Source organism: Devosia sp. GW821-FHT12F11, assembly GCF_058806655.1.
Map to the genome: position 1 here is coordinate 21888 of NZ_JBXAPX010000007.1, position 20905 is coordinate 42792.

Below are 20905 nucleotides of genomic sequence, written 5' to 3' on the forward strand. Positions count from 1 at the left end.
GTCGGCGGGCTTGAACCCTGACTGAACGGCGCATGTCAGGCGCCATTCAGCAGATTGGATTGCATCGATCAGCGCTGGTTGAGCGCCGCAAAGTCCTCGTCGCTGAGCTGGATTGCCGCGGCGGCGGTGTTCTCTTCAAGGTGCCTTACCTTGCCGGTGCCGGGGATCGGCAGCATCACCGGCGAGCGCTTCAGCGCCCAGGCCAGGGCGATCTGGCTCGGTGTTGCTCCATGCTTTTTGGCGATCGCCTGCTCCACGGTGCCGGGTCCTCGCTCGCCGCCGAGCGGCGCCCACGGAATGAAACCGATGCCGTTGGCCTCGCAATAGTCGAGCACCGCATCGCTGCCACGCGCCGTCGGGTTGTAGCGGTTCTGCACCGTGGCGACCGGGAAGAACCGTCGGGCCGCCTCGATTTCCTCGATCGTCACTTCGCTAAGGCCGGCATGGCGCACCAGGCCATCGGATATGAAGCCGGCAATGGCGTCGAACTGCTCGTCGCGTGGGATCGTCGGGTCGATCCGGTGCAATTGCCATAGGTCGAGCCGCTCCAGCTTGAGCCGACGCAGGCTCATCAGCACGCCCTGTTTGAGGAATTCCGGCCGGCCGAGGATCGGCCACGAGCCGGGCCCGTGCCGGGTGAGGCCGGACTTGGTGGCGATGATGGTACCCCCGGCATATGGCGCCAGCTCTTCGCCGATCAGTTGCTCGCTGACATAGGGGCCATAGCTTTCGGCAGTGTCGATGAAATTGATGCCGAGCTCGGGCACCCGTCGTAGCGTGCGTCGCGCTTCCTCGGGATCCTCCGGTTCGCCCCAGATACCGGGGCCGGTGATACGCATGGCGCCGAAGCCGAGACGATTGACGATGAGGTCGCCGCCAATGGCGAACGTGCCCGAAAGGGCCGCGTCGGGAGTAGACATTTGGGAAATCTCCGGAGGAGTCTGCTGGGAGGAGGACCGGCAGACTGCATCCATCGGCTATTGCCGATCAATCCTGCCCTTAGGAGCAGTTGACGGTCAGTTCGCCTCGTCCGGCACGTGCGGCAGCGGCAGGAAATCGACGCCGTCGTCGATCAGTTCCGCCACTTCGTCACGGGTCGCTTCGCCGTAGATGCCGCGTGGGTCGGCTTCCTTGAAGTGGATCTTGCGGGCTTCCTCGGCGAACTTGTCGCCGACATAGTCGGCCTCGCTGGTCACCTTCTTGCGCATCACGCGCAGCATTTCGCGAATCTCGGCCTGCTGCGGATGCCCGCTCGACAGCGACAGCTTGTCGGAGTTCATCCGCGACACCGCCGGCGCCATCAGCGCCTTGTCCACCTTCACCGAATTGCACACCGGACAGGTGACTATGCCCCGAGCCGCCTGCTCGTCATAGGCCTCGGCGCTTTTGAACCAGGCGTCGAATTTGTGGGATCTGTCACAGATGAGCGAATAGCTGATCACGCCGATACGTCCTCTCGGGCGAATAGGGTGGGGCCCGAAGCGTCGAGGGTTAGCGAAAACCGTCGTGCGTTGGCAAGCGCCGGAACCTTGCCGCGGGCGTCATCCACTGTTGATAGCTCGATATCGGCGATGGCGATACCGGGACCATCGCCGCCGAGCTCGGCCACCACCCTGCCCCAGGGGTCGATGATCATCGAGTGGCCCCAGGTGGAGCGGCCGTTCTGGTGCGTGCCGGCCTGCGCCGCGGCGATCACCCACGAGCCGGTCTCGATGGCGCGGGCCCGCAGCAGCACTTCCCAATGCGCCTCACCGGTCGGCACGGTGAATGCGGCGGGCACCGAGATCACCTTGGCCCCGGCTTCCGCCAAAGCCCGATGCAGCGCCGGGAAGCGCACATCGTAGCAGATGGTCATGCCGAGCGGGAAGCCAGGCGCATCGGTCACCACGGCGGCGTCGCCACCGGCATAGGTCTCGCTCTCGCGATAATTCCTGAGGCCGGGGAGCGTCGCGTCGAACAGGTGAATCTTGTCATAGGTCGCAGCGATCGAGCCGTCGGGGCGGAACAGCACCGAGCGGTTGGCGAAGCGCCCATCCGGCAGGGCCACGGCGAGCGAGCCGAGATGGAGGCTCACGCCGAGCCGTTTCGCGATATCACCAGTCCGGGCAATCGCCGGGTTATTCTCCCAAGGCCCGGCGACGGCTTTCAGCCCGTCGCGGTTCTCGGCGAACACCACCGAGACTTCCGGCGACAGCAGATAGGTCGCGCCCTGCCCCGCCGCCTCGCCGGCCAACTGCTCGAGCTGGTCGAGATTGGGGCCAGGCTGGGTGCCGGAGTTCATCTGGAGAGCGGCGACGCGCATCAAGCAGTCCTAGTTCGCAAGCAGCGGGTCGAGCTGGCCGCGCCGGTCGAGCGCCGCCATGTCGTCATAGCCGCCGACATGGGTCTCGCCCACGAAGATCTGCGGCACGGTGCGGCGGCCATTGGCGCGCTGCACCATAGCCATGCGCACATCGGGATCATCGGCATCGACCTCCTCGTAGCTCACGCCCTTTTCGTCCAGCAGTGACTTGGCTGCATGGCAATAGGGGCACCACTGGGTCGTATAGATTTCTACCTTCTTCATCTCGCCTACAAAAACGCTGGGGTTTGTTGAGTTCTATATGGGGAGTTCTGCGCCTGTCACAACGCGTGCGAACGAGATCACATCGATTTTGATCACCCCGGCCCGCTTCAGCTCACGGGTGATGGCTTTGACGGTCGAACCGGTGGTGATGACGTCGTCGACCAGCACCACGCCGCGCCCTTTGAGCCGGCGCAGCGCTTCGGGATGCGCGGTGAAGGCGCCGGCGACGTTGCGTTGGCGCGCATCATGTGAAAGCCCGACCTGCTGCCGGGTGCGGCGGCTGCGGGCGACGAGCCCGGTGTCGACACAAAGGCCAGTGAGCCGGGCCAGCGCCCGGGCCAGTTCGGTCGATTGGTTGTAGCGGCGCTCGAACTGGCGCCAGCGATAGAGCGGCACCGGCACGAGGACCGGACCTTCCGCCCAGAACTCTGCCCCGGCAGGGTGCATCAGCCGGGCGCAGAACCCGGCCAGTTCCGGCCGGTCGCCATATTTGAGCCGGCTGACGATAGCGCGCGCCACCTCGTTGTAGAGCACCGCCGACCGCGCCCGATCGAAGGGCGGCGGATCGGCAATGGCTTCGGCCGAGCGGGCCTCGGGGCCGATCGAGATCTCGAACGGCAGGCCCAGCACCGGGCACCAGGGCCGGGTAATCGGCCGAAGACCGGCGAAGCAGCGCGGACAAAGCGCGGCATGTGCGGCTGTCGGCGCGCCGCAATCGAGGCAGGTCGGCGGATAGACCAGATCGAGCAATGCGGCCCCCAGCCGAGCCATGGCCGCCGATCCCGCTTTGACTTTGCCCTGCCCCAATTCCATAACGCCGCAGTCTAAAGCGGGAACCGGAGAAGTTGCGAGACCTTTCCGGCTCGATCCTGTGACCAAACCGAACTCGAACTCAGTGCGGATCGACGAATGGCCCTGCCCCCGAAGGTTTTCGACCGCACGCTGATCGCCGAGCACCTGTCGCGGCGTCCGGCCGAACCGGACGATTTCGTCACCCAGCTGGCGCTCGATGACCTGGCCTCGCGGCTCATTACCGTGGCGCGCGATTTCGAGCAGGCACTGATCATGGCGCCGGACGGCGCGCGGCTACCCCTGATGGGCCGTTCGGCCAGCGGCGCCTTCGCCTTCGAGCGCGTCTCGACGGTACTCGGCTCGCCCGATGCGCCGCTGGTCGATCCCGAGGCGCTGCTGCTGCCACGCCAGGGCTATGACCTGATCGTCTCGCTGTTCGACCTGCAGGTGATCAACGACGTGCCGGGCTTCCTCTCCCGCATCCGCGCTCACCTCAGGCCCGACGGACTGATGATCGCCGCGGCGCTCGGCGGCGACAGCCTGACCGAGCTGCGCCAGGCATTCCTGCGCGCCGACGCCGAAACCTCGGGTGGCGCCTTCGCCCGGGTTGCGCCGTTCATCCCGCTGGCCGATGCCGGCGGCCTGCTGCAGCGCTCGGGCTATGCCCTGCCGGTCACCGACCTCGAGACCTACCCGATCCGCTATGGCGACCTGTTGCGGCTGATGCGCGAACTCAAGGGGCTCGGGGCGCAGAACCCGCTGGCCGACCGACCGGGTCGCATGGCGACCAGGACGCTGATCGCCGCGGCCAACGCCGCCTATGCCGAGCTTGCGGGCGACCCGGACGGCCGGGTGCGGGCAACGCTGGAGATCATCTGGCTCAGCGGCTGGGCCCCGCACGAGAACCAGCAAAAGCCGCTGCGACCGGGCAGCGCCACGGTGCGGCTCAAGGACGTGCTGGGGAAAGGCTAGCGAGCGCTTTCAGCAAGAGTTGCAGACGTTTCCGGCTTGAAAGCGCGACCAGGATCAATAGACGTGCTACGCCCTAGATGTCGTTGATGTTGTCGAGCTGTTCGATGGTGCGGCCCGACACGTAGTCGAACATCGAAATCACGCTGTCGCCGGTCAGGGTCATGGCGACGAGCGCGCCAATCGCGACCAGCCCGGCAATCAGACCATACTCGATCGCCGTCGCGCCGCTGTCATCGGCGACGAAGCGTCTGATCTGACACCAAACACCCCTCATCGCCCACCCTCAGAGCAGATCGCAGAGCGGAGCGATCAGCGGTTCGTCGGCCGGTGGCATCGGGTAATCGCGCAGCTGCTGCGGGCGCACCCATTTCAGGGCGGCGTGTTCGCGAGCCTGCGGCACTCCTTGCCACTTTCGGCACACGTAAAGTGGCATCAGAAGATGAAAGCTTTCGTAAGAGTGAGACGCAAAGCTTAACGGAGCAAGGCACGCCGTCTGGGTGGAAATACCGAGTTCTTCTTCCAGTTCGCGGATCAATGCCGCCTCTGGACTTTCACCCGGCTCGAGCTTGCCGCCGGGGAACTCCCATAGTCCCGCCAATTGCTTACCTTCCGGACGCTGGGCGATGAGCACCCGCCGGTCGGCATCGATCAGCGCGCAGGCCACGACGAGCTGGATCTTCACCCGCGGCCCCAATCCGGCGCGCGCCGGTAGATGTAGGGGTACACTTCGCCGAAGCCGAGCGAACTGTAAAGGTTGAGCGCCGGAGCATTGCTAGCGAGGACCTGGATGGCCGAATGGGTGGCGCCCTTCGAGCGCACCCAGTTGAGTGCGGCACCCATCACCGCCCGGCCATAGCCCATGCCGCGGGCATTGGGGTGAGTCACCACATTGAGGTAGATGCCGATGCCGCTCGCTACCGCCGCCAGCGCCGCCGCCACCGGCAGGCCGGCCTTGTGGTAGACCAGCACACCGCGCGCCTCGCAGGCGATATGACCCAGAATTTCCCCCAGCACATCGATGGTCGGCTGGTCGTATCCCGACATCTGCGCTTGTGCCCTGATCCATTGCGGATCGGTCGGCTCGAAATAGCGGGCCTGGAAATCGAGTGGGAAATCCTCGTCCGGCATTTCCATCGCCATGACCAGGCTCGGCTCGAATTCCTCCCACAACAGGCCATCGAGCACCTCGACGATCTCCGGCGCGGTGAGCGGGGTCACACGGAACACCGGCGGGATGCGGTGGCGCTTGGACAGTTCCGCCAGCCGTATCAGCCGCAACTCGGCATAGCCGCCGTCGCTCGGATCGAGGCAATGGATCGAGTTGGCGCGCTTGGTATAGCCCTGCGCATAGCGCCACAGCCACAGCCCATCCTGCGCCTGCCGCAGCGCCGGCCATGCCGTAAGAGTGGCGCCTTCGATCTGACTGACGCTGAGTGGGACCATCAGGACCTGTAATCGCCGTTGATGGTGATGTAGCCGTGCGTCAGGTCGCAGGTGTAGACCGTCGCCGTACCGGCACCGAGGCCCAGTCCGACGCGCACTTCGATCCCTTCATTCTTCATGTAGGCGCTGGTTGCTGCCTCGCTATAGGCGGGGTCGCGCTCGCCCTGGGTCGCGACGCGGATATCGCCGAAGCTGATCTCGAGCTTGTCGCGATCGGCGGGCTCGCCGGCCTTGCCCACCGCCATGACGATGCGGCCCCAGTTGGCGTCCTCTCCGGCAATCGCGGTCTTGACCAGCGGCGAGTTGGCGATCGACTGGGCAATGCGGAACGCGCTCTTGTCGCTTGTCGCGCCCTCGACGGTGACGGTCACCATCTTGGTCGCCCCCTCGCCGTCGCGCACCACGTGAATCGCCAGTTCGTGCAGCACGTCGGCCAGCGCTTCGGCGAACACTTCGGCGCGGGGGTCGGTGGCGGAACCGATCGGCGCGATGCCAGCCTTGCCGGTGGCGAACACCAGGCAGGTATCGGACGTCGAGGTGTCGCTGTCGACGGTGACGGCGTTGAAGCTCGTGTCGATCGCCGGCTGCAGCAGGCCCTGCAATACGCCCGCCGCGATCGGCGCGTCGGTGAATACGAAGCTCAGCATTGTCGCCATGTCGGGCGCGATCATTCCCGAACCCTTGGCGATGCCCGAGATCACCACCGGCACGCCGTCGAACTCGACGGTGGCGGTCGCCACCTTGGCGAAGGTATCGGTGGTCATGATTGCCTTGGCGGCGTCCATCCACGGACCGGGCGCCAGACGGGTGGCCATCTCGGAGGTGACGCCGGCGAATTTCTGCGCATCGAGCGGCTCGCCGATGACGCCGGTGGAGGCAAGGAAGATCTCATCGGGCGCAACGCCCAGCGCCTTCGAAACGATATCGGCCGAGAGGGAGACCGAGGCCTTGCCCTTCTGGCCGGTAAAGGCGTTGGCGTTGCCCGAATTGACCAGCAGCGCGCGGGCCTTGCCGCCGCCGAGATTCTGCCGGCACCAATCGACGGCCGCCGAAGGACACTTCGAACGGGTCAGGACGCCCGCGACAACAGTTCCCTCGTCCATCGAGACGAGCAGAACGTCAGTGCGATTCTTGTATTTGATCCCGGCCTCGGCCGTCGCGAACCGAACGCCCGCGACATCCGGCAGTTCCGGGTAAGTCTTGGGGGCGAGGGGAGAAACGGGATGGGCCATGTTGCGTCCTATGCGGCGACAATAGGCCCATCCGTTTGCCTCAAGCCTTGCTGTGAAGCAAGTCGTTCATTTGTTGAGAGCGCTTTCAGCAAAGGCTGCAGACTTCGTCTTTGAAAACGCCTCAACTCAGGCCAACCGCCCGGTGGCGATGAACCGGCCGAAGCGCGACTGGATGGTCGGGATGATGAAATACACCATGGCGACCACCATCAGCGGCGCGACAACGAAGTTGCGCTCCCACACCGGCCAGCCCTCGGTGAACGGTGCCACCAGGTAGATGATTCCGGTGATGACCGGGTAAACCGCAATGAGCACCAGCAGGGCCATGCGCGTGCGGGCCGCCAGCGTCGGAGTGGCTGGCTTGGCGGGAGCGGCGGTTGCTGTGGCGGCGGTCGAAGATTGAATGGACATTTCCAAACCCCATATAAACGGTACGGCTCGTTACATAACGAAACGGAACGTAACGTTCAAGTGGATGGGTTGGGCTTTTTCGTGTATCCCAGCCATGCATCCCAGGAGTGCTTTCAGGAAAAAGTGCAGACTTTTCCGGTTCGAAAGCGCGACCACATTTAAGTCAGGGCATCAGAGAACCATGTCCAGCATCGAGAGCCAGCCGCGCAGATCCATCGGAGCCGCCCGCAACCCGGACAGCCACGAGGCGATCCTCGCCGCCGCCGAGGACATCTTCTGCGAGGCCGGTTACGCCGGCTTTTCGATCGAAGCCGTGGCGCGGCGCGCCCGCGCCGGCAAGCCCACCATTTACCGTTGGTGGCCCTCCAAGGCGCACCTGCTGCTCGACGTCTATACGCGGCTCAAGAGCTCGCGCATGCCTGACCCCGATACCGGCACGCTCGAAGGCGACATCCGCGCCTTCCTGACCGAGCTGGTACGCTTCTGGGCCGGCAATACCGGCGGGGTCTATAAGTCGCTGATCGCCGAAGCGCAGGCCGACCCCAAGGCGGCCGAGGCGCTGCAGGCCTATTCGATCGAGCGCACCAAGCACACCGCCGGTATGTTCGAGCGCGCCAAGGCGCGCGGCGAGATGCGCGCCGATGCCGACAGCCTCGCCGCCTCGGACCTGATGTCGGCCTATGCCTGGAAGCTGCTGCTGACCGACCGGCTCGCCGACCAGGCCGACATCATCGACAAGGTCACCTCGATCCTGGTTCGCGGCCTCGCCAAATAACAGAACCCCGGCCGAGGCCGGGGCTCCGATTGGTTCGCGGTTCGCGGCGCGAGACTTACGGCGCCGTGCCGGCGGCGCCTTCGGCGGCCGGTTCGGCCTGCTTCTTGACCGCTGCGGCGAGCGCTTCGTCGGGGATATCGAGCTTGGCGTCCTTCTTCAGCGCCGCGACCGACTCGTCGAACGCCTTGAACATCACCTGCTGGCCGAGCTGCTGCTGCACCTGCTCGATCGGCGGCGGCGAGCTCATGCGCTTCTCCTCAACCTTGATGATGTGCCAGCCGAACTGGCTCTGCACCGGATCGGAAATCTTGCCCGGCTCGAGCGTGAAGGCCACGGCCTCGAACTCCGGCACCATCATGCCTTTGGAAAAGAAGCCGAGATCGCCGCCGTTCTGCTTGCCGGACGGGTCGGTGGTCTTTTCCATGGCCAGCACTTCGAACGGCTTGCCGCCATCGAGCTCGGCCTTGACCGCCTTGGCCTCCTCTTCGGTGGCGACGAGGATGTGGCGCGCGTGCACTTCTTCGACCGGCTTGAAGTCCTTCACCAGTTGGTCGTAGGCCGCCTTCACCGATTCCTCGGTCACCGACGTGGCGACCTTCTGGGTGAAGTAGTCGCGGCGCAGCGAGCGCTCTTCGAGATACTGCAGGCGGCGCTTGAACAGGTCGGTATCGGCCATGCCGGCAGCTTTGGCCGCCTTGGCCATCACTTTCATGTCAATCAGCACGGTGACGAGGAAAGCGCGGCGCTCCTCGGGCGGCACCTGCTGCAGTTCCTGCTGCAGGTCTTCGGCGGCAAACGCCAGATCTGCCTCGGTAATCGTCTGGTCGCCGATGGTCGCCACCACAGTTTCCGGCGCTGCGGGAGCGGCTGCGGCCGGGGCGGCAGCGTCCTGCGCGAGGGCGACGACGGGGGCGAAGCCGAGCGCCGTGCCAACCAGCAGGGCACCGGCCAGGGTCTTCAGAACTTTATGGAAACCCCGCGGGGCATGGACATTCATTGGGAATTCTCCTCGGATGGCGCAGAGCCCCCGGCCCGCGGCCGGGGAGGTTTGGCCCATTTGCGTTCCGTTGACAAGCAAAACACCCGCTCTTACATGTCGCACCACTTCAAAGAGTGTTGACGGGTGAGGACCCGCCGCCTGCCGGATGAGATGAAGCGCTTAGCGCCACCCGGCCCTGAACAATCAAAGGACGACACGAATGGTACTGGCTGCAATCGCCAAGGCGATCTTCGGTTCGGCGAACGATCGGCAGGTGAAGAAGTACCTCCCGAGGGTCGCCGCGATCAACGCGCTGGAGCCTGAGTTCGAGAAGCTCACCGACGCGCAGCTGCAGGCCAAGACCCAGGAGTTCCGCGACCAGCTCGCGGCCGGCAAGAGCCTCGACGATATTCTCGAGCCCGCCTTCGCCACCGTTCGCGAAGCCAGTAAGCGCGTGCTCGGCATGCGCCACTTCGACGTGCAGCTGATCGGCGGCATGGTGCTCAACAACCGCTCCATCGCCGAAATGAAGACCGGTGAAGGCAAGACCCTGGTGGCGACGCTGGCGGTTTACCTCAACGCGCTGCCCGGCAAGGGCGTGCACCTCGTCACCGTCAACGACTACCTGGTGCGCCGCGACCTCAACTGGATGGGCCAGATCTACCGCTTCCTCGGGCTCACCACCGGCATTATCGTTCACGGTCTCGACGATGCCGAGCGCAAGGCCAGCTACGCCGCCGACATCACCTACGGCACCAATAACGAGTTCGGCTTCGACTACCTGCGCGACAACATGAAATACAGCCGCGACCAGATGGTGCAGCGCGGCCACGAATACGCCATCGTCGACGAAGTGGACTCGATCCTCATCGACGAGGCGCGCACCCCGCTGATCATTTCCGGCCCCTCGGCCGACCGCTCATCGCTTTACGAAATGGCCGACACGCTGATCCCGCTGCTCGGCGAGGGCGATTTCGAGATCGACGAGAAGCAGCGCTCCGCCACCTTCACTGACGCCGGCATCGAAAAGCTCGAGGCCGCTCTGGTGGAGAACGGCCAGCTCAAGGGCGAGAACCTCTACGACATCGAGAACGTGGCGCTGGTGCACCACCTCAACTCGGCGCTGCGCGCCCACAAGATGTTCCAGCGCGAGAAGGACTACATCGTCCGCAACGACGAAGTGGTGATCATCGACGAGTTCACCGGCCGCATGATGCCGGGCCGCCGCTACTCGGAAGGCCTGCACCAGGCGCTGGAAGCCAAGGAACACGTCAGGATCCAGGCCGAGAACCAGACGCTGGCCTCGATCACCTTCCAGAACTACTTCCGCCTCTACAAGAAGCTGGCCGGCATGACCGGTACGGCAGCCACCGAGGCCGAGGAGTTCGGCGACATCTACGGCCTGACCGTCACCTCGATCCCGACCAATGTCCCCGTCAAGCGCAAGGACGAGGACGACGCCATCTTCCGCACCGCGGCGGAAAAGTTCGACGAGATCGCCAACCTGATCGTTGATGCGCGCGGCCGGGGCCAGCCGATCCTCGTGGGCACCACCTCGATCGAGAAATCCGAGATGCTGGCGGAGATCCTCCGCGGCAAGGGCATCAAGGACATCGCCGTACTGAACGCCCGCCACCACGAGCAGGAAGCCCAGATCGTCGCCGATGCCGGCGTTTCCGGCGCCGTCACCATCGCCACCAACATGGCCGGCCGCGGCACCGACATCCAGCTCGGCGGCAACCTCGAGATGCGTATCGAGAAGGAAGCCGCGGGCCTCGAAGGCGCCGAGCGCGAGGCCAAGATCGCCGAGATCAAGCGCACTATCGCCGAGGACAAGGCCAAGGTGCTGGCCGCCGGCGGCCTCTACATCATCGGCACCGAGCGGCATGAAAGCCGCCGCATCGACAATCAGCTGCGCGGCCGCGCCGGTCGCCAGGGCGACCCGGGCCATTCGAAGTTCTTCCTGAGCTTGCAGGATGATCTGATGCGCATCTTCCCGGTCGAATCGATGGATTCGATGCTGAGTAAGCTTGGGCTCGAACAGGGCGAGTCGATTACCCACCCCTGGGTCACCAAGGCCATCGAACGGGCCCAGGCCCGCGTCGAAGCGCGCAACTTCGATATCCGCAAGAACATCCTCAAGTACGACGACGTGATGAACGATCAGCGCAAGGCGATCTTCACCGAACGCCTCGAACTGATGGATAGCGAGGACGTCGCCGAGACCGTCAACGAGATGCGCCACCAGGTGGTGGACGACATCATTTCGAAGGCCATCCCGGAGCGCTCCTACCCTGAGCAATGGCAGGTCGAGCAACTGGTCGCAGCCGGCAAGACCTACCTCAATGTCGACCTGCCGGTTGAGGCCTGGACGCACGAGGAAGGCATCGACGTCGAAATCGTGCGTGAGCGCATCATCAAGATCGCCGACGAGTTCGCTGCGGCCAAGGTGGCCCGCTACTCGCCCGACATCATGCGCCAGGTCGAGAAATCGATCCTCTTGCAGTCGATCGATGGGCTGTGGCGCGAGCACCTCGTCACCCTCGACCACCTCAGCAAGGTGGTCGGCTGGCGTGGTCTCGCCCAGCGCGACCCGCTGAACGAGTACAAGCGCGAAGCCTTCGAGCTGTTCGAGCAGTTGCTGGCGAGCCTGCGCGAGCTGGTGACCACCCAGCTCAGCCACGTCGAAATCCAGATGCGCCAGCCCACTCCCCCAATGCCGAATTTCGACGGGCTGGACGAAATCCACATCGACCCGACCACCGGCGAGAACGACGCCGAGGACGACATCACCGGCACTATGCCCCGCGCGCTCGGGCCCGCTCCGTCGCTGGCGGCCTTTGCCGCCGCAGGCGCTGCCGCCGGTGCCGACGTGATCGAGGCGGATCCGGCGCTCAGGCCCATCGACCCCAAGCTGCTGGTAGGCGTGTCGCGCAATGCCCCCTGCCCCTGCGGCTCGGGCAAGAAATTCAAGCACTGCCACGGCGCCTTCTGACACGTCACAGCCCTGATACCCCAACCGGCCGGTTCCGCCACGGGACCGGCCGGTTCCTTTTTGGTTCGGAGCGCCTGAATGTCAGACCGCAGCTGCGTCGTGCTTCGGACGTCGCACCGCCCGCACTGTGCTGCTGTTATTGCCGCCGCAATAGAACCGATCGCGCCCGTCGGATTCGAGCCCGGAAACGCCTTTGCCGGGCGGCATATCGAGCTGTTCGAGCACTTCGCCCGATTGCGGATCGACGCGCCTGATCTCGCTCTGCCCATCCTCCAGCGTCGCATGCCAGAGTTCGCCCTCGACCCAGGTCACCCCGGTGACGAAGCGGTTGGAGTTGATGGCGCGGAGTACGGCGCCGGTCTCGGGATCGACCTCAAGGATCTGCTTGCCGCGATACTGCCCGACCCAGAGCGAGCCCTCGGCCCAGGCGAGACCGGAGCCGCCGCCGGGCGACGGAATGGTCTTGACCACCTGCCCGCTGCGCGGATCGATCTTCTGGATCACGTCTTCGGCCAGTTGGTAGAGGTGCTCGCCGTCGAACGTGGTGCCGGCATGCGCCGCGACATCGATGCTGCGCACCGCTTCGCCGCTCTCGGGATCGAAGGCATTGATCCGGTCGCCCGAGGCGAACCACACATTGGTGCCGTCGAAAGTGACGCCTGCCACCGAGTCTACCCCGGGGAACGGGCCATACTCGCGAACAATCTCGGCATGCGCATGCTTCATCGGACTGACCTCTCGCTGAACTGTGTCGCCTGAACCTCTAGTCGCCCGGCAGCGGACCCGGGAGTAACAAAGCCGTCGGGAAACCCGGCACCGGCGCAGTGATCCAGCGCAGCGCCCGCCCGCGACCGAACGACTGCACCTTGCCGGCCTCAGCCAGCTGCTCCAGCGCCCGCTGCACGGTGCGCGGGCTGGTGCCGAGCGCCAGGGCGAGCGCCGAACTCGCCCACGCCTCGCCGTCCGCCAAGAGCGCCAACACCCCGGCATGCTGATCTTCCACCGGCGGCGCCAGCACCACAACCTCGCGCGCTGCGACGGGGGCCAGCGTGAAACCGGCCATCGTGGCGTTGATCTCGGCGATCCCGACCAACTCGGAGCGCAACCGCCCCATTTCCACCCGCAGCCGGGCCCGGTGCGATTCGTCCGCCTCCTTGCCGCGGAACGCCTCGGCGACCAGCCGGGCTCGCGACACGTCTTTGGGCCACGCCGCAGCCAGCGCGCGCAGCAGCGCAAACAGCACCGGACGCGTCGCCAGGTGAACGACGGCCCCCGCCTGTCGGACCACGTTGCGGGTCGCGTCGACCACCAGGGCGCCCGACGCCAGCACCTGCTCGACGCCGGCCAGAGTAAGGGCCCGCTCGCCGCCGCTGCCAATCAGCCGCGCTGCCGGCTCGTTCAGTACCCCGGCATCGGCCTCGATCTCGGCCGCCAGCGAATGGATGCCAGCTTGTCGCGCCGCCGCCAGCGCTCGCTCGAATGCCAGGCGCGCCGGCCCGGTCTGGACCCGCCGCACGGCGATGCCGGCGGTCACCAGTTGGTGCACCGCAACGCTCGACGGCGGCAGTTGCGACAAGTCCTGTCGTGCGAGAATTCGCTCGGCCTCGTCCACCCGCCCGATCAGCAGCAGCCGGCGCGCCGCGAGATTGGCGGCATGGGCGGCGTTGGCGCGGTCGCCCTGCGCCTCCAGCACGCGCTGCGCTGTTTCCAGCGCTTCGGGTTGCCAGGAGAGGTCGCGCGACACCAGCGCGATCTCCGCCTCGGCCACCACGCAGCGCGCCCGCGCCACTGCCTCACGGGCATGAAACGCCTTGCCGGCCGCCTTGAGCAGCGCCTTGGCCCGATCGAGATCGCCCAGCTGCGCCATGGCGATACCGCGCAACGCCAGCGCCGGCGCGTCGTCGCGCAGCGCCACGCGCTTCAGCGCGCCAAGCGGATCTCCGGCCCCGAGCGCCCGCGCTGCGGCGGTGATCAGCGAGTCCATTCAAATCCCGTCACACTTGTCACTCTCACCCCGATCTCCGCCGCGCCTAGGTTCCGTTCACCGACGAGGAACGCAACCCCTCCAACACCGGGAGATCAGTCATGACCACCCTCGAACTCTATGAAATCGCGGCAGACAAGTCCCGCCAAGTCAGCGTCATCGGTGGCCTTCTCAAACTGGCCGTCCGCCTCGCCACCTGGCGAGCCCGCCGCAACACCATCCTCAAGCTCGCTACCCTCGACGCCTTCCAGCTCGCCGATATCGGTCTCGAGCGCACCGATGTCGAGGACGCCCTCGACGGCGACGCCCGTCGCCTCTGGGCCCGCATCCACCAGCGAAATGCCGGCTGACCCAACTCACCAGGAGAACTGTAATGACCGACAAGAACTACACCACCTCGATCACCGTCAAAGAGAGCCCCGAGGCTGTCTTCGCCGCCATCAACAACGTGCGCGGCTGGTGGTCGAGCGATGTCGAAGGCAAGACTGGCGCCATCGGCGACGTTTGGCACTACCACGCCCCCGAGCTCCACCGCTGCACCCTCAAGGTGATCGAGTCCGTGCCGGGCAAGCACGTCGCCTGGCGGGTGCTGGACAACGATTTCAGCTTCATCGCCGACAAGACCGAGTGGGTCGGCACCACTATCGACTTCGCTATCGAGCCGGTCGGAGAGGGCGCCCGGCTGACCTTCACCCATATCGGTCTGCTGCCCGACCACGAGTGCTACGACGTCTGCCACGACGCCTGGGGCACCTATATCCGCGGCAGCCTGAAGAACCTCATCACCTCAGGCAGCGGCCAGCCCAATGTCGGCGCGGCGATCACGGCCAATGCCCCCAGCATCGTCAATCGAGGAAACCACACCATGACCAATGACAGCTTCACGACCGCGTTTACGGTAGACCAGAGCCCCGAAGCGGCCTTCGCCGCCATCATCGATCCACGCTCCTGGTGGAGCGGCGAGTTCGAGGGGGGCACCAGGAAGCTCGGCGACGTGTTCAGCTACCGCTACCAGGACTTCCACTATTCGAAGCAGGTCGTGACCGAGCTGGTCCCCAACAAGCGGGTCGCCTGGCAGGTGGTCGAGGGCACGTTGAGCTTTGTCGCGGACAAGACCGAGTGGGTCGGCACCACCATCATCTTCGACATCGGCAGCAAGGACGGCAAGACCGAGGTGGTCTTCACCCATGAAGGCATCGCCCCGGCCGTCGAGTGCTACGACACCTGCTCGGACGCCTGGACCTCGCTGATCCAGGGCAGCCTCAAGCAGCTGATCCAGAGCGGCAAGACCGAGCTGATCGAACTGGCAGCACCGGCGGTCTGAGAAAGTAGTTAACGGGCGGGCTGAACCTCAGGCTCACCTTCCCCACCGGCTGTCATCCCAGCGAAAGCTGGGACCCAACTCTCCCCTCGCGCGGGGCGTGAGATGGATCCCCGCCTTCGCGGGGATGACACCGAGTGGGATACAAAGATCCGTGCAGTCCTATCCTGTAGCGAACTACGGCGCATCTACCACCGGTCGCCGCGGCCGCCGCTCGCTCCAGGCGAGCACCAGCCCCGCGGCGATCACCAGCGCGGCGCCGAGGAACACCACTTCAGCCGGCTGTTCGCCCCAGAACAGGAAGCCGAAGACGAAGCTCCAGATCAGCGCGAAATACTCCACCGTGCCGAGCACACTCGCCGGCACCAGCCTCGCGGCTTCCACCAGCACATACTGCGCCGTGCCGCCGACGATGCCGATGGCGACCACGATGGCGATCTCAAGCGGGTCCATGCCGGTCCAGAACGGGATCGAGGCCAACCCCATCACCAGCGTGTAGAACAGGTTGAGCGAGAAGATCAGCACCAGCGAGCTCTCGGATTTCGAGATGGTGCGCATCAGGATCATCGCCACCGACCAGAAGAACGCCGCTCCCAGCACCATCAGCGCCGGAATGCCGAACGTCAGCCCGGCCGGATTGCAGGCGATCAGTACGCCGAAAAAGCCGATGGCCGAGGCCCCGACCCGCGCCAGGGTCAGTTGCTCCTTGAGGAAGATCACCGCCAGGATGATCGTCAGCACCGGCGCGAAATAGTAAAGCGTCGTCATCTCGGCGAGCTGCAGCTCCCGCCCGGCCGAGTAGTACATGCACCAGGCCGCCAGAGTCAGGATGGCGCGCAGCAGCAGCATCGGCTTGTTGCCCGACTGGATCAGTTCCAGCACCAGCTTCCGCCTGCCGATGACGAGGCAGATGATGGCGATGACGAGGCTACGCACGAACAGGATCTGCACCACCGGCAGCGCATGGATCACCCCCTTCACCAGCGCATCGTGCACCGAGAACAGTGTGTAGGCGAAAATGCCCAGCGCCATGCCCTTGAGCGAGGCCGACTGATGCGCGGAGGTGGCGGCAGATGAGGACACGGCGGACTCGGATGGAGAGCAGGGCGAACGCCCGGAGTTAGGTCTATCAGATGCCGATGGAAGTTAAACTTCCCCTCACCCGGCGCTGGGCGCCACCCCGCGGCGAGGGCTTCGCCCTCGTCCGCTGACCTCAAGGGGCGAGGGAGGGCAGAGGCAAGGTCGGTGCCACATCGTCCCTCTCCCCTTGAGGGAGAGGGTGCCCGAAGGGCGGGTGAGGGGAAGGTCAGGTGCAGGTCACCCGCATTTCGGCAAAGCCGGCTTCGTCGGCCGAGAACACCATCACCGAGCAACTGGTGCCCGCAATAGTGCCGAAGCCGGTCTCCACCACCTGGCCGACGCCATCGATGGTGACCGTGTCGGCAGTGATCAGGCCAGTCTTCACCACCGCCTTCGACTGACAGATCGGGTAGCTCTCGCCCGGCGTCACCATGAAGCGGGTGCCGAGCGGGATGCAATCGGTGGTGGGAAGGCTCGGGTCGACTTCGGCGGTCGCCGTGCCGGTGTCCGCCGCACCCGGCAGAGCGGCCGGGGCTGCTGCGGCAGCAGCCTGTTGCGCCGTCCACTCGCCCTCGAGCTTCACCATTCGGTCCTGCAGCGCCAGCAGGCCTGCAGCAGTGCCGTCGTCGACAGGTGCCGCAGCAGCCTGAGCACTCTTGGCGAGCTCATCCACCGAGCTGCGCAAAGCCACTACCGCCTCGGTCACCGCCTTGGTCTTGGCGTCGGTATTGAGCTGCACGGCGACAGCCCCGGCCAGCGCCACCAAGCCGACGATGGCGGCGAGAAATGGGATCAGCCGGTCGATCAGGACCAGGCGGCGATAACGGCGCATTCCGGCCCCTCCGCGTCTGCGCCGAAGCGATACTCGCCCCGGCAGGCTGCAACCTTGGGCGGGGTGCCCGCCGCCTCGAACAGGTCGTAGCCGGCCTTGAGATTACGCCAGAACGGCGCCCAGGTGTTACCACCCTCGGCGGCCAGCGCCATGGCCGTCATGCGGAACGGGAAGACATGCACGTCGATGGCGTCCTGACCATCGTTCAGCGCAGCTTCGACCACCGCATAGACCTCGTCGACGCCGGCATCGGTAATGGCGTAGCAGCCGATCGAGGAGCAGCCGCCATGCACCATCAGGGCCGAGCCGGTGCGGCCCAGCTGCCGGTCGAAGGCGTTGGGGAAGCCGAGGTTGAAGCTCAGATGATGGCGCGAGTTGGGGTTCAGCTGGCTCTGCGCCACCCGGTAGAAGCCCTCCGGTGACTGCTTGTCGCCTTCCTTGAGCTTGGGCCCGAGATCGCCCGAGAATTTGCAGATGTCGTAGTCGCGGAACAGCGCATAGCGCCCGTCGGCGCGCTGCAGCCACAGCTCCAGCTTGTGCTCGCGCTTGAAGATGCGGACATGCGCCCTGTCGCCGAGCGAAAACCCGGCGGCCGTCAGCTCGGCAACGAACTGTGTGCGGTCATAGACGCGCTCGGTGGCGATGTCGCGATCTCCCGTTCGTTCGGTGAGCAGGAAGCGCCCAACCAGCACGCCTGCGAAGAGCAGAACCCCCATCGCGATGGCCATGCCAAGATGGGAGCGACGGGACCGCATCGCAAGGTGACCGTCTAGAGCGAGATCAGGAAAGGTTGCAGACCTTTCCGGTTCGATCTCGCGACCACGAAACAGGCTTGAACGGGAGGGCGATTCAACGAAGCGCGCTCCTGTTCTAGGCTCGATGCAGGCGCGGCAACGGAATGGGCGCCACCTTGCTCGGGTCGATCACCCCGGCCTCGCCGCCGCCGCCAAACATGCCGCCGAAGAAGCTGCCGATCGCCTCGCCACGCGCCTTCGCCGCGGCCTTCTCGTCGGCCGCCTTCTGGGCTTCGGCCGCTGCTTTGGCGGCCTTGTCCGCGAGGTTGGCGACTTCCTGCGCCATCGCCGCCTCGTCGGCGGCGGCCTTGGCCTTTACGGTCTCAGGCACGTTCTGCGCCACCGTCACCGGGCAACTGCCCAGCGCGTCGAGCGCCGTGCCGCCCGGCACGTCGAACACGTATTCCTTGTTGCAGACATCCCAGGAGACCGGCGCCTTCGAGATCTCGAAGCGATCGTAGCCTTCCTTGATATCCTTCCAGAAGCTCATGTTCGGGTTGTCGGCATGCTTGGCAAGGTTCTGCGCCGACATGCGGAACGGATAGATCTGCAGCTGGAACGAGGCGTTGCCGCCTTTGAAGCTCTCGCGTGCCAGCGCGTAGATCTCGGCGATCGACTCGTCGGTCATCGAATAGCAGCCGCGCGACGAGCAATCGCCATGCACCATCAGGTCCGAACCGGTGCGCCCGTAGGCGCGGTCGAACTTGTTGGGAAAGCCGGTGTTGAAGGCGAGGTAGTAGTTCGAGTTCGGGTTCATCAGGCCGGGGGTGACCGTGTAGAAGCCCTCGGGCGACTGGCGGTCGCCTTCCTTGATCTTGGGGCCGAGCACACCTGACCAGGCGCAGATCTCATAGCTTTTGAACAGTTTGTAGCTGCCGTTGGCCGTCTGCTTCCAGACCTCGAGCTCCGAGCTTTCCTTGAAGATGCGGACCATCATCGCGGCGCCCGGCGACGAGCCTAGGCTCGCCAGCTTGCTGACGGTTTCCTGCTTCAAGGGCGCCATCGCCTTGGCATTGCCCGGCTTCAGTCCGCCGCAACCAGCCAGCAGCGCGGCCACGCTGACGGCGGCGCCAACGAGAAGGATGGAACGGAGCGTTCTGCCCAAGTCAGCTACCCGAGAATGCTTGTCTGCCCGAACAATCGGGTTACGAGCGGACGGTTACCATGTGGTAAGCCGGCATGGTTAACGGCCCGTTTACCATTGGCTTCATGCCCGCTGCTTCGGCGCCGATCAACCCAAATTGGTGCCGATGGCGAGGAATTTGTCACGCCTGTGTTCCCGGACCTCCAGTCGTCCCCGTGTGCCCGGGAAGTCGGTCAGGAACTGGGTGATCGCCTTGGCCGTCGAGGCCATCACCTCTGCGTGATGGCGGTGCGCGCCACCGGCCGGCTCCGGGATGATCCCGTCGATCACCCCGAGCCCCAGCAAGTCGGGCGCGGTGATTTTCTGCGCCGCCGCCATGTCGGGAGCACGGGCCGCATCGCGGAACAGGATCGCGGCGCCCGGCTCGGGCGAAATCACCGAGTAAATGGCGTTCTCGAGCATCAGCACGCGATTGGCCGTGGCAATGGCGATAGCGCCGCCCGACCCGCCCTCACCGATGATGATGGCGAGGTTGGGAATACCAAGCTCGAGGCAGCGCTCGGTCGAGCGCGCGATCGCCTCGGCCTGCCCGCGCTCTTCGGCGCCGATGCCCGGATAGGCGCCGGCGGTATCGACGAACGACACCAGCGGGATGTCGAAACGGTCGGCCATATCCATGATGCGCACGGCCTTGCGGTAGCCCTCAGGCCGCGCCATACCGAAATTGTGCTTCAGGCGGCTCTCGGTGTTGGAGCCCTTCTCCTGCCCCAGGATCGCCACCGGCTGCCCGTTGAAGCGGCCAAAGCCGGCCTGCAGCGCCGGGTCTTCGGCGAATTTGCGGTCACCGGCGAGCGGCGTCCACTCTGATATCAGCGACTTGATGTAGTCGGAAAAGTGCGGGCGCTGCGGGTGGCGCGCCACCTGGGTCTTCTGCCAGGGCGTCAGCTTCTTGTAGATATCGACCAGCGCCTCGTCGGCACGGGCCGACAGGCGGGTCACCTCTTCATCGATGGACACGGCCTGATCGGACGTGGCGAGGGATTTGAGCTCGGCGATCTTGCCTTCGAGATCGGCGACCGGCTTTTCGAAATCGAGATAGGACTGCATCCAACCCGCCAGATAAGGGACAGGGCGTCAACTCGCGCCCCAAAGTGGCCGGAAAGTGGCGATGCGACCCGGTTGAGTCAAGCGCCGTGCCTCGACTTGGTGAAGCTGCAGGCCGCCATTCCACCGCTCTGTCATGCCCCGTTAACCAATGCATGACGCATTCATGACAACGCTGGAGCGGAACGACCGGAACCACCCTTCGACCATGACGACCTATGCCCTGGTAAGCGTCGGCTGCCCGCATTGCAGCGGCCAGTTCCTCGAAAACGCCAAGCTGATACGCCCCGACGGCGGCGCCTGGTGTCCGCATTGCGAAAAACTGTTCACGCTGGACGCCACCGATCAGGCGACCCGCCGCACCCTCGCCGACGCCAAGGCGGCGCGCCGTCGCCGCAAGGAGCGGCTCACCGAATTGCGCGCCACCTGGATGGATGTCCCTGCTGCACCGCCCAAACCGATGCTCCTCAGCGATGTGCTCGAAGCGCTCGATGGCTTGCTCGACCGGCTCGACGGCCTCACCCACAAACGCTCCTGAAGC

Annotated in this window: 24 protein-coding genes; 6 read left to right on the forward strand and 18 right to left on the reverse strand. The window is 65.4% G+C overall.

The annotated features are described in order from the left end of the window. Positions 1–68: 68 nt before the first annotated feature. The 5 genes from AC1ROK_RS19740 to AC1ROK_RS19760 all read right to left on the reverse strand — a co-directional run bounded on the left by AC1ROK_RS19740 (position 69) and on the right by AC1ROK_RS19760 (position 3337). Positions 69–920, reverse strand: a complete 852-nt coding sequence (locus AC1ROK_RS19740; RefSeq protein WP_492850061.1) for an aldo/keto reductase — start codon at positions 918–920, stop codon at positions 69–71. A gap of 96 nt (positions 921–1016) precedes the next feature. Then, positions 1017–1442, reverse strand: coding sequence for a DUF1178 family protein (locus tag AC1ROK_RS19745; RefSeq protein WP_492850063.1), 426 nt, complete (start codon positions 1440–1442; stop codon positions 1017–1019). Then, entirely contained in the window at positions 1439–2302 is an 864-nt protein-coding gene (locus tag AC1ROK_RS19750; RefSeq protein ID WP_492850065.1) for a carbon-nitrogen hydrolase family protein, read from the reverse strand. Before AC1ROK_RS19750 ends, AC1ROK_RS19745 begins: the two co-directional genes overlap by 4 nt. 9 nt (positions 2303–2311) lie before the next feature. After that, on the reverse strand, positions 2312–2566 hold the full coding sequence (grxC, locus tag AC1ROK_RS19755) for a glutaredoxin 3 (RefSeq protein WP_326866728.1): 255 nt from the start codon (positions 2564–2566) through the stop codon (positions 2312–2314). Between the two features lie 33 nt (positions 2567–2599). Continuing rightward, positions 2600–3337, reverse strand: a complete 738-nt coding sequence (locus tag AC1ROK_RS19760; protein ID WP_492850067.1) for a ComF family protein — start codon at positions 3335–3337, stop codon at positions 2600–2602. A 138-nt stretch (positions 3338–3475) separates the two neighbouring features. On the opposite strand from AC1ROK_RS19760, the gene AC1ROK_RS19765 reads away from it, so the two are divergent. Beyond that, positions 3476–4330, forward strand: coding sequence for a malonyl-ACP O-methyltransferase BioC (locus AC1ROK_RS19765; protein WP_492850069.1), 855 nt, complete (start codon positions 3476–3478; stop codon positions 4328–4330). Positions 4331–4403: 73 nt separating this feature from the next. On the opposite strand, the gene AC1ROK_RS19770 is transcribed toward AC1ROK_RS19765, so the two are convergent. From AC1ROK_RS19770 to AC1ROK_RS19790, 5 genes are all read right to left on the reverse strand, one after another. Beyond that, positions 4404–4604 carry a Flp family type IVb pilin gene (locus tag AC1ROK_RS19770; RefSeq protein ID WP_492850071.1) on the reverse strand — a complete coding sequence of 67 codons (201 nt, stop codon included), beginning with the start codon at positions 4602–4604 and terminating at the stop codon, positions 4404–4406. 9 nt (positions 4605–4613) lie between these two features. After that, complete coding sequence (locus tag AC1ROK_RS19775) at positions 4614–5012, reverse strand: (deoxy)nucleoside triphosphate pyrophosphohydrolase (RefSeq protein WP_084646130.1); 399 nt, start codon at positions 5010–5012, stop codon at positions 4614–4616. After that, positions 5009–5773: a GNAT family N-acetyltransferase gene (locus AC1ROK_RS19780; RefSeq protein WP_492850073.1), complete on the reverse strand. Its 765-nt coding sequence runs from the start codon at positions 5771–5773 to the stop codon at positions 5009–5011. Before AC1ROK_RS19780 ends, AC1ROK_RS19775 begins: the two co-directional genes overlap by 4 nt. Continuing rightward, entirely contained in the window at positions 5773–7005 is a 1233-nt protein-coding gene (argJ, locus tag AC1ROK_RS19785) for a bifunctional glutamate N-acetyltransferase/amino-acid acetyltransferase ArgJ (RefSeq protein WP_492850075.1), read from the reverse strand. Before argJ ends, AC1ROK_RS19780 begins: the two co-directional genes overlap by 1 nt. Before the next feature lie 126 nt (positions 7006–7131). Continuing rightward, entirely contained in the window at positions 7132–7416 is a 285-nt protein-coding gene (locus tag AC1ROK_RS19790; protein ID WP_492850077.1) for a hypothetical protein, read from the reverse strand. 181 nt (positions 7417–7597) lie between these two features. Between AC1ROK_RS19790 and AC1ROK_RS19795 the strand changes: the two genes are divergently transcribed. Then, positions 7598–8191 carry a TetR/AcrR family transcriptional regulator gene (locus AC1ROK_RS19795; protein ID WP_492850079.1) on the forward strand — a complete coding sequence of 198 codons (594 nt, stop codon included), beginning with the start codon at positions 7598–7600 and terminating at the stop codon, positions 8189–8191. A gap of 55 nt (positions 8192–8246) precedes the next feature. Here AC1ROK_RS19795 and AC1ROK_RS19800 read toward each other — a convergent pair whose 3' ends face one another. Beyond that, complete coding sequence (locus tag AC1ROK_RS19800; protein ID WP_492850081.1) at positions 8247–9188, reverse strand: peptidylprolyl isomerase; 942 nt, start codon at positions 9186–9188, stop codon at positions 8247–8249. Positions 9189–9390: 202 nt separating this feature from the next. On the opposite strand from AC1ROK_RS19800, the gene secA reads away from it, so the two are divergent. Continuing rightward, complete coding sequence (gene secA / locus AC1ROK_RS19805; RefSeq protein ID WP_492850083.1) at positions 9391–12165, forward strand: preprotein translocase subunit SecA; 2775 nt, start codon at positions 9391–9393, stop codon at positions 12163–12165. 81 nt (positions 12166–12246) lie between these two features. Here secA and AC1ROK_RS19810 read toward each other — a convergent pair whose 3' ends face one another. Together AC1ROK_RS19810 and AC1ROK_RS19815 are read right to left on the reverse strand one after the other, a co-directional pair. Next, a complete protein-coding gene (locus tag AC1ROK_RS19810; RefSeq protein ID WP_492850085.1) occupies positions 12247–12891 on the reverse strand; it encodes a Vgb family protein in 645 nt (214 codons plus the stop codon). A 37-nt stretch (positions 12892–12928) separates the two neighbouring features. Continuing rightward, entirely contained in the window at positions 12929–14149 is a 1221-nt protein-coding gene (locus tag AC1ROK_RS19815; RefSeq protein WP_492850087.1) for a helix-turn-helix domain-containing protein, read from the reverse strand. A 101-nt stretch (positions 14150–14250) separates the two neighbouring features. Here AC1ROK_RS19815 and AC1ROK_RS19820 point away from each other — a divergent pair, with 101 nt between their 5' ends. Both AC1ROK_RS19820 and AC1ROK_RS19825 read left to right on the forward strand, forming a co-directional pair. Further along, complete coding sequence (locus AC1ROK_RS19820; RefSeq protein ID WP_492850089.1) at positions 14251–14499, forward strand: DUF1127 domain-containing protein; 249 nt, start codon at positions 14251–14253, stop codon at positions 14497–14499. A 23-nt stretch (positions 14500–14522) separates the two neighbouring features. Next, on the forward strand, positions 14523–15473 hold the full coding sequence (locus tag AC1ROK_RS19825) for an SRPBCC family protein (protein ID WP_492850091.1): 951 nt from the start codon (positions 14523–14525) through the stop codon (positions 15471–15473). Positions 15474–15647: 174 nt separating this feature from the next. Here the strand turns inward: AC1ROK_RS19825 and AC1ROK_RS19830 are convergent, their stop codons facing one another. The 5 genes from AC1ROK_RS19830 to AC1ROK_RS19850 form a co-directional block, all read right to left on the reverse strand. Then, positions 15648–16553, reverse strand: coding sequence for a DMT family transporter (locus AC1ROK_RS19830; protein WP_492850093.1), 906 nt, complete (start codon positions 16551–16553; stop codon positions 15648–15650). A gap of 223 nt (positions 16554–16776) precedes the next feature. After that, positions 16777–17382, reverse strand: coding sequence for a hypothetical protein (locus AC1ROK_RS19835; protein ID WP_492850095.1), 606 nt, complete (start codon positions 17380–17382; stop codon positions 16777–16779). Continuing rightward, the gene (locus AC1ROK_RS19840) at positions 17355–18098 is read right to left on the reverse strand and encodes a L,D-transpeptidase family protein (protein ID WP_492850097.1); all 744 of its coding nucleotides are present in this window, start codon (positions 18096–18098) and stop codon (positions 17355–17357) included. The genes AC1ROK_RS19835 and AC1ROK_RS19840 overlap by 28 nt, the downstream gene beginning before the upstream one ends. Positions 18099–18252: 154 nt before the next feature. Continuing rightward, complete coding sequence (locus tag AC1ROK_RS19845) at positions 18253–19281, reverse strand: L,D-transpeptidase family protein (RefSeq protein ID WP_492850099.1); 1029 nt, start codon at positions 19279–19281, stop codon at positions 18253–18255. Between the two features lie 126 nt (positions 19282–19407). Beyond that, a complete protein-coding gene (locus tag AC1ROK_RS19850) occupies positions 19408–20367 on the reverse strand; it encodes an acetyl-CoA carboxylase carboxyltransferase subunit alpha (protein ID WP_492850101.1) in 960 nt (319 codons plus the stop codon). 163 nt (positions 20368–20530) lie between these two features. Here AC1ROK_RS19850 and AC1ROK_RS19855 point away from each other — a divergent pair, with 163 nt between their 5' ends. Beyond that, the gene (locus AC1ROK_RS19855) at positions 20531–20902 is read left to right on the forward strand and encodes a hypothetical protein (protein ID WP_492850103.1); all 372 of its coding nucleotides are present in this window, start codon (positions 20531–20533) and stop codon (positions 20900–20902) included. Positions 20903–20905 lie beyond the last annotated feature (3 nt).

What these genes read in the sequence shown, in the direction of transcription:
- AC1ROK_RS19740 (WP_492850061.1), bottom strand. Translation starts at nt 920, where the DNA reads ATGTCTACTCCCGACGCGGCCCTTTCGGGCACGTTCGCCATTGGCGGC.
- AC1ROK_RS19750 (WP_492850065.1), bottom strand. Translation starts at nt 2,302, where the DNA reads ATGCGCGTCGCCGCTCTCCAGATGAACTCCGGCACCCAGCCTGGCCCC.
- grxC (WP_326866728.1), bottom strand. Translation starts at nt 2,566, where the DNA reads ATGAAGAAGGTAGAAATCTATACGACCCAGTGGTGCCCCTATTGCCAT.
- AC1ROK_RS19760 (WP_492850067.1), bottom strand. Translation starts at nt 3,337, where the DNA reads ATGGCTCGGCTGGGGGCCGCATTGCTCGATCTGGTCTATCCGCCGACC.
- AC1ROK_RS19765 (WP_492850069.1), top strand. Translation starts at nt 3,476, where the DNA reads ATGGCCCTGCCCCCGAAGGTTTTCGACCGCACGCTGATCGCCGAGCAC.
- AC1ROK_RS19770 (WP_492850071.1), bottom strand. Translation starts at nt 4,604, where the DNA reads ATGAGGGGTGTTTGGTGTCAGATCAGACGCTTCGTCGCCGATGACAGC.
- AC1ROK_RS19780 (WP_492850073.1), bottom strand. Translation starts at nt 5,773, where the DNA reads ATGGTCCCACTCAGCGTCAGTCAGATCGAAGGCGCCACTCTTACGGCA.
- argJ (WP_492850075.1), bottom strand. Translation starts at nt 7,005, where the DNA reads ATGGCCCATCCCGTTTCTCCCCTCGCCCCCAAGACTTACCCGGAACTG.
- AC1ROK_RS19790 (WP_492850077.1), bottom strand. Translation starts at nt 7,416, where the DNA reads ATGTCCATTCAATCTTCGACCGCCGCCACAGCAACCGCCGCTCCCGCC.
- AC1ROK_RS19795 (WP_492850079.1), top strand. Translation starts at nt 7,598, where the DNA reads ATGTCCAGCATCGAGAGCCAGCCGCGCAGATCCATCGGAGCCGCCCGC.
- AC1ROK_RS19800 (WP_492850081.1), bottom strand. Translation starts at nt 9,188, where the DNA reads ATGAATGTCCATGCCCCGCGGGGTTTCCATAAAGTTCTGAAGACCCTG.
- secA (WP_492850083.1), top strand. Translation starts at nt 9,391, where the DNA reads ATGGTACTGGCTGCAATCGCCAAGGCGATCTTCGGTTCGGCGAACGAT.
- AC1ROK_RS19810 (WP_492850085.1), bottom strand. Translation starts at nt 12,891, where the DNA reads ATGAAGCATGCGCATGCCGAGATTGTTCGCGAGTATGGCCCGTTCCCC.
- AC1ROK_RS19815 (WP_492850087.1), bottom strand. Translation starts at nt 14,149, where the DNA reads ATGGACTCGCTGATCACCGCCGCAGCGCGGGCGCTCGGGGCCGGAGAT.
- AC1ROK_RS19820 (WP_492850089.1), top strand. Translation starts at nt 14,251, where the DNA reads ATGACCACCCTCGAACTCTATGAAATCGCGGCAGACAAGTCCCGCCAA.
- AC1ROK_RS19825 (WP_492850091.1), top strand. Translation starts at nt 14,523, where the DNA reads ATGACCGACAAGAACTACACCACCTCGATCACCGTCAAAGAGAGCCCC.
- AC1ROK_RS19835 (WP_492850095.1), bottom strand. Translation starts at nt 17,382, where the DNA reads ATGCGCCGTTATCGCCGCCTGGTCCTGATCGACCGGCTGATCCCATTT.
- AC1ROK_RS19840 (WP_492850097.1), bottom strand. Translation starts at nt 18,098, where the DNA reads ATGGGGGTTCTGCTCTTCGCAGGCGTGCTGGTTGGGCGCTTCCTGCTC.
- AC1ROK_RS19850 (WP_492850101.1), bottom strand. Translation starts at nt 20,367, where the DNA reads ATGCAGTCCTATCTCGATTTCGAAAAGCCGGTCGCCGATCTCGAAGGC.
- AC1ROK_RS19855 (WP_492850103.1), top strand. Translation starts at nt 20,531, where the DNA reads ATGACAACGCTGGAGCGGAACGACCGGAACCACCCTTCGACCATGACG.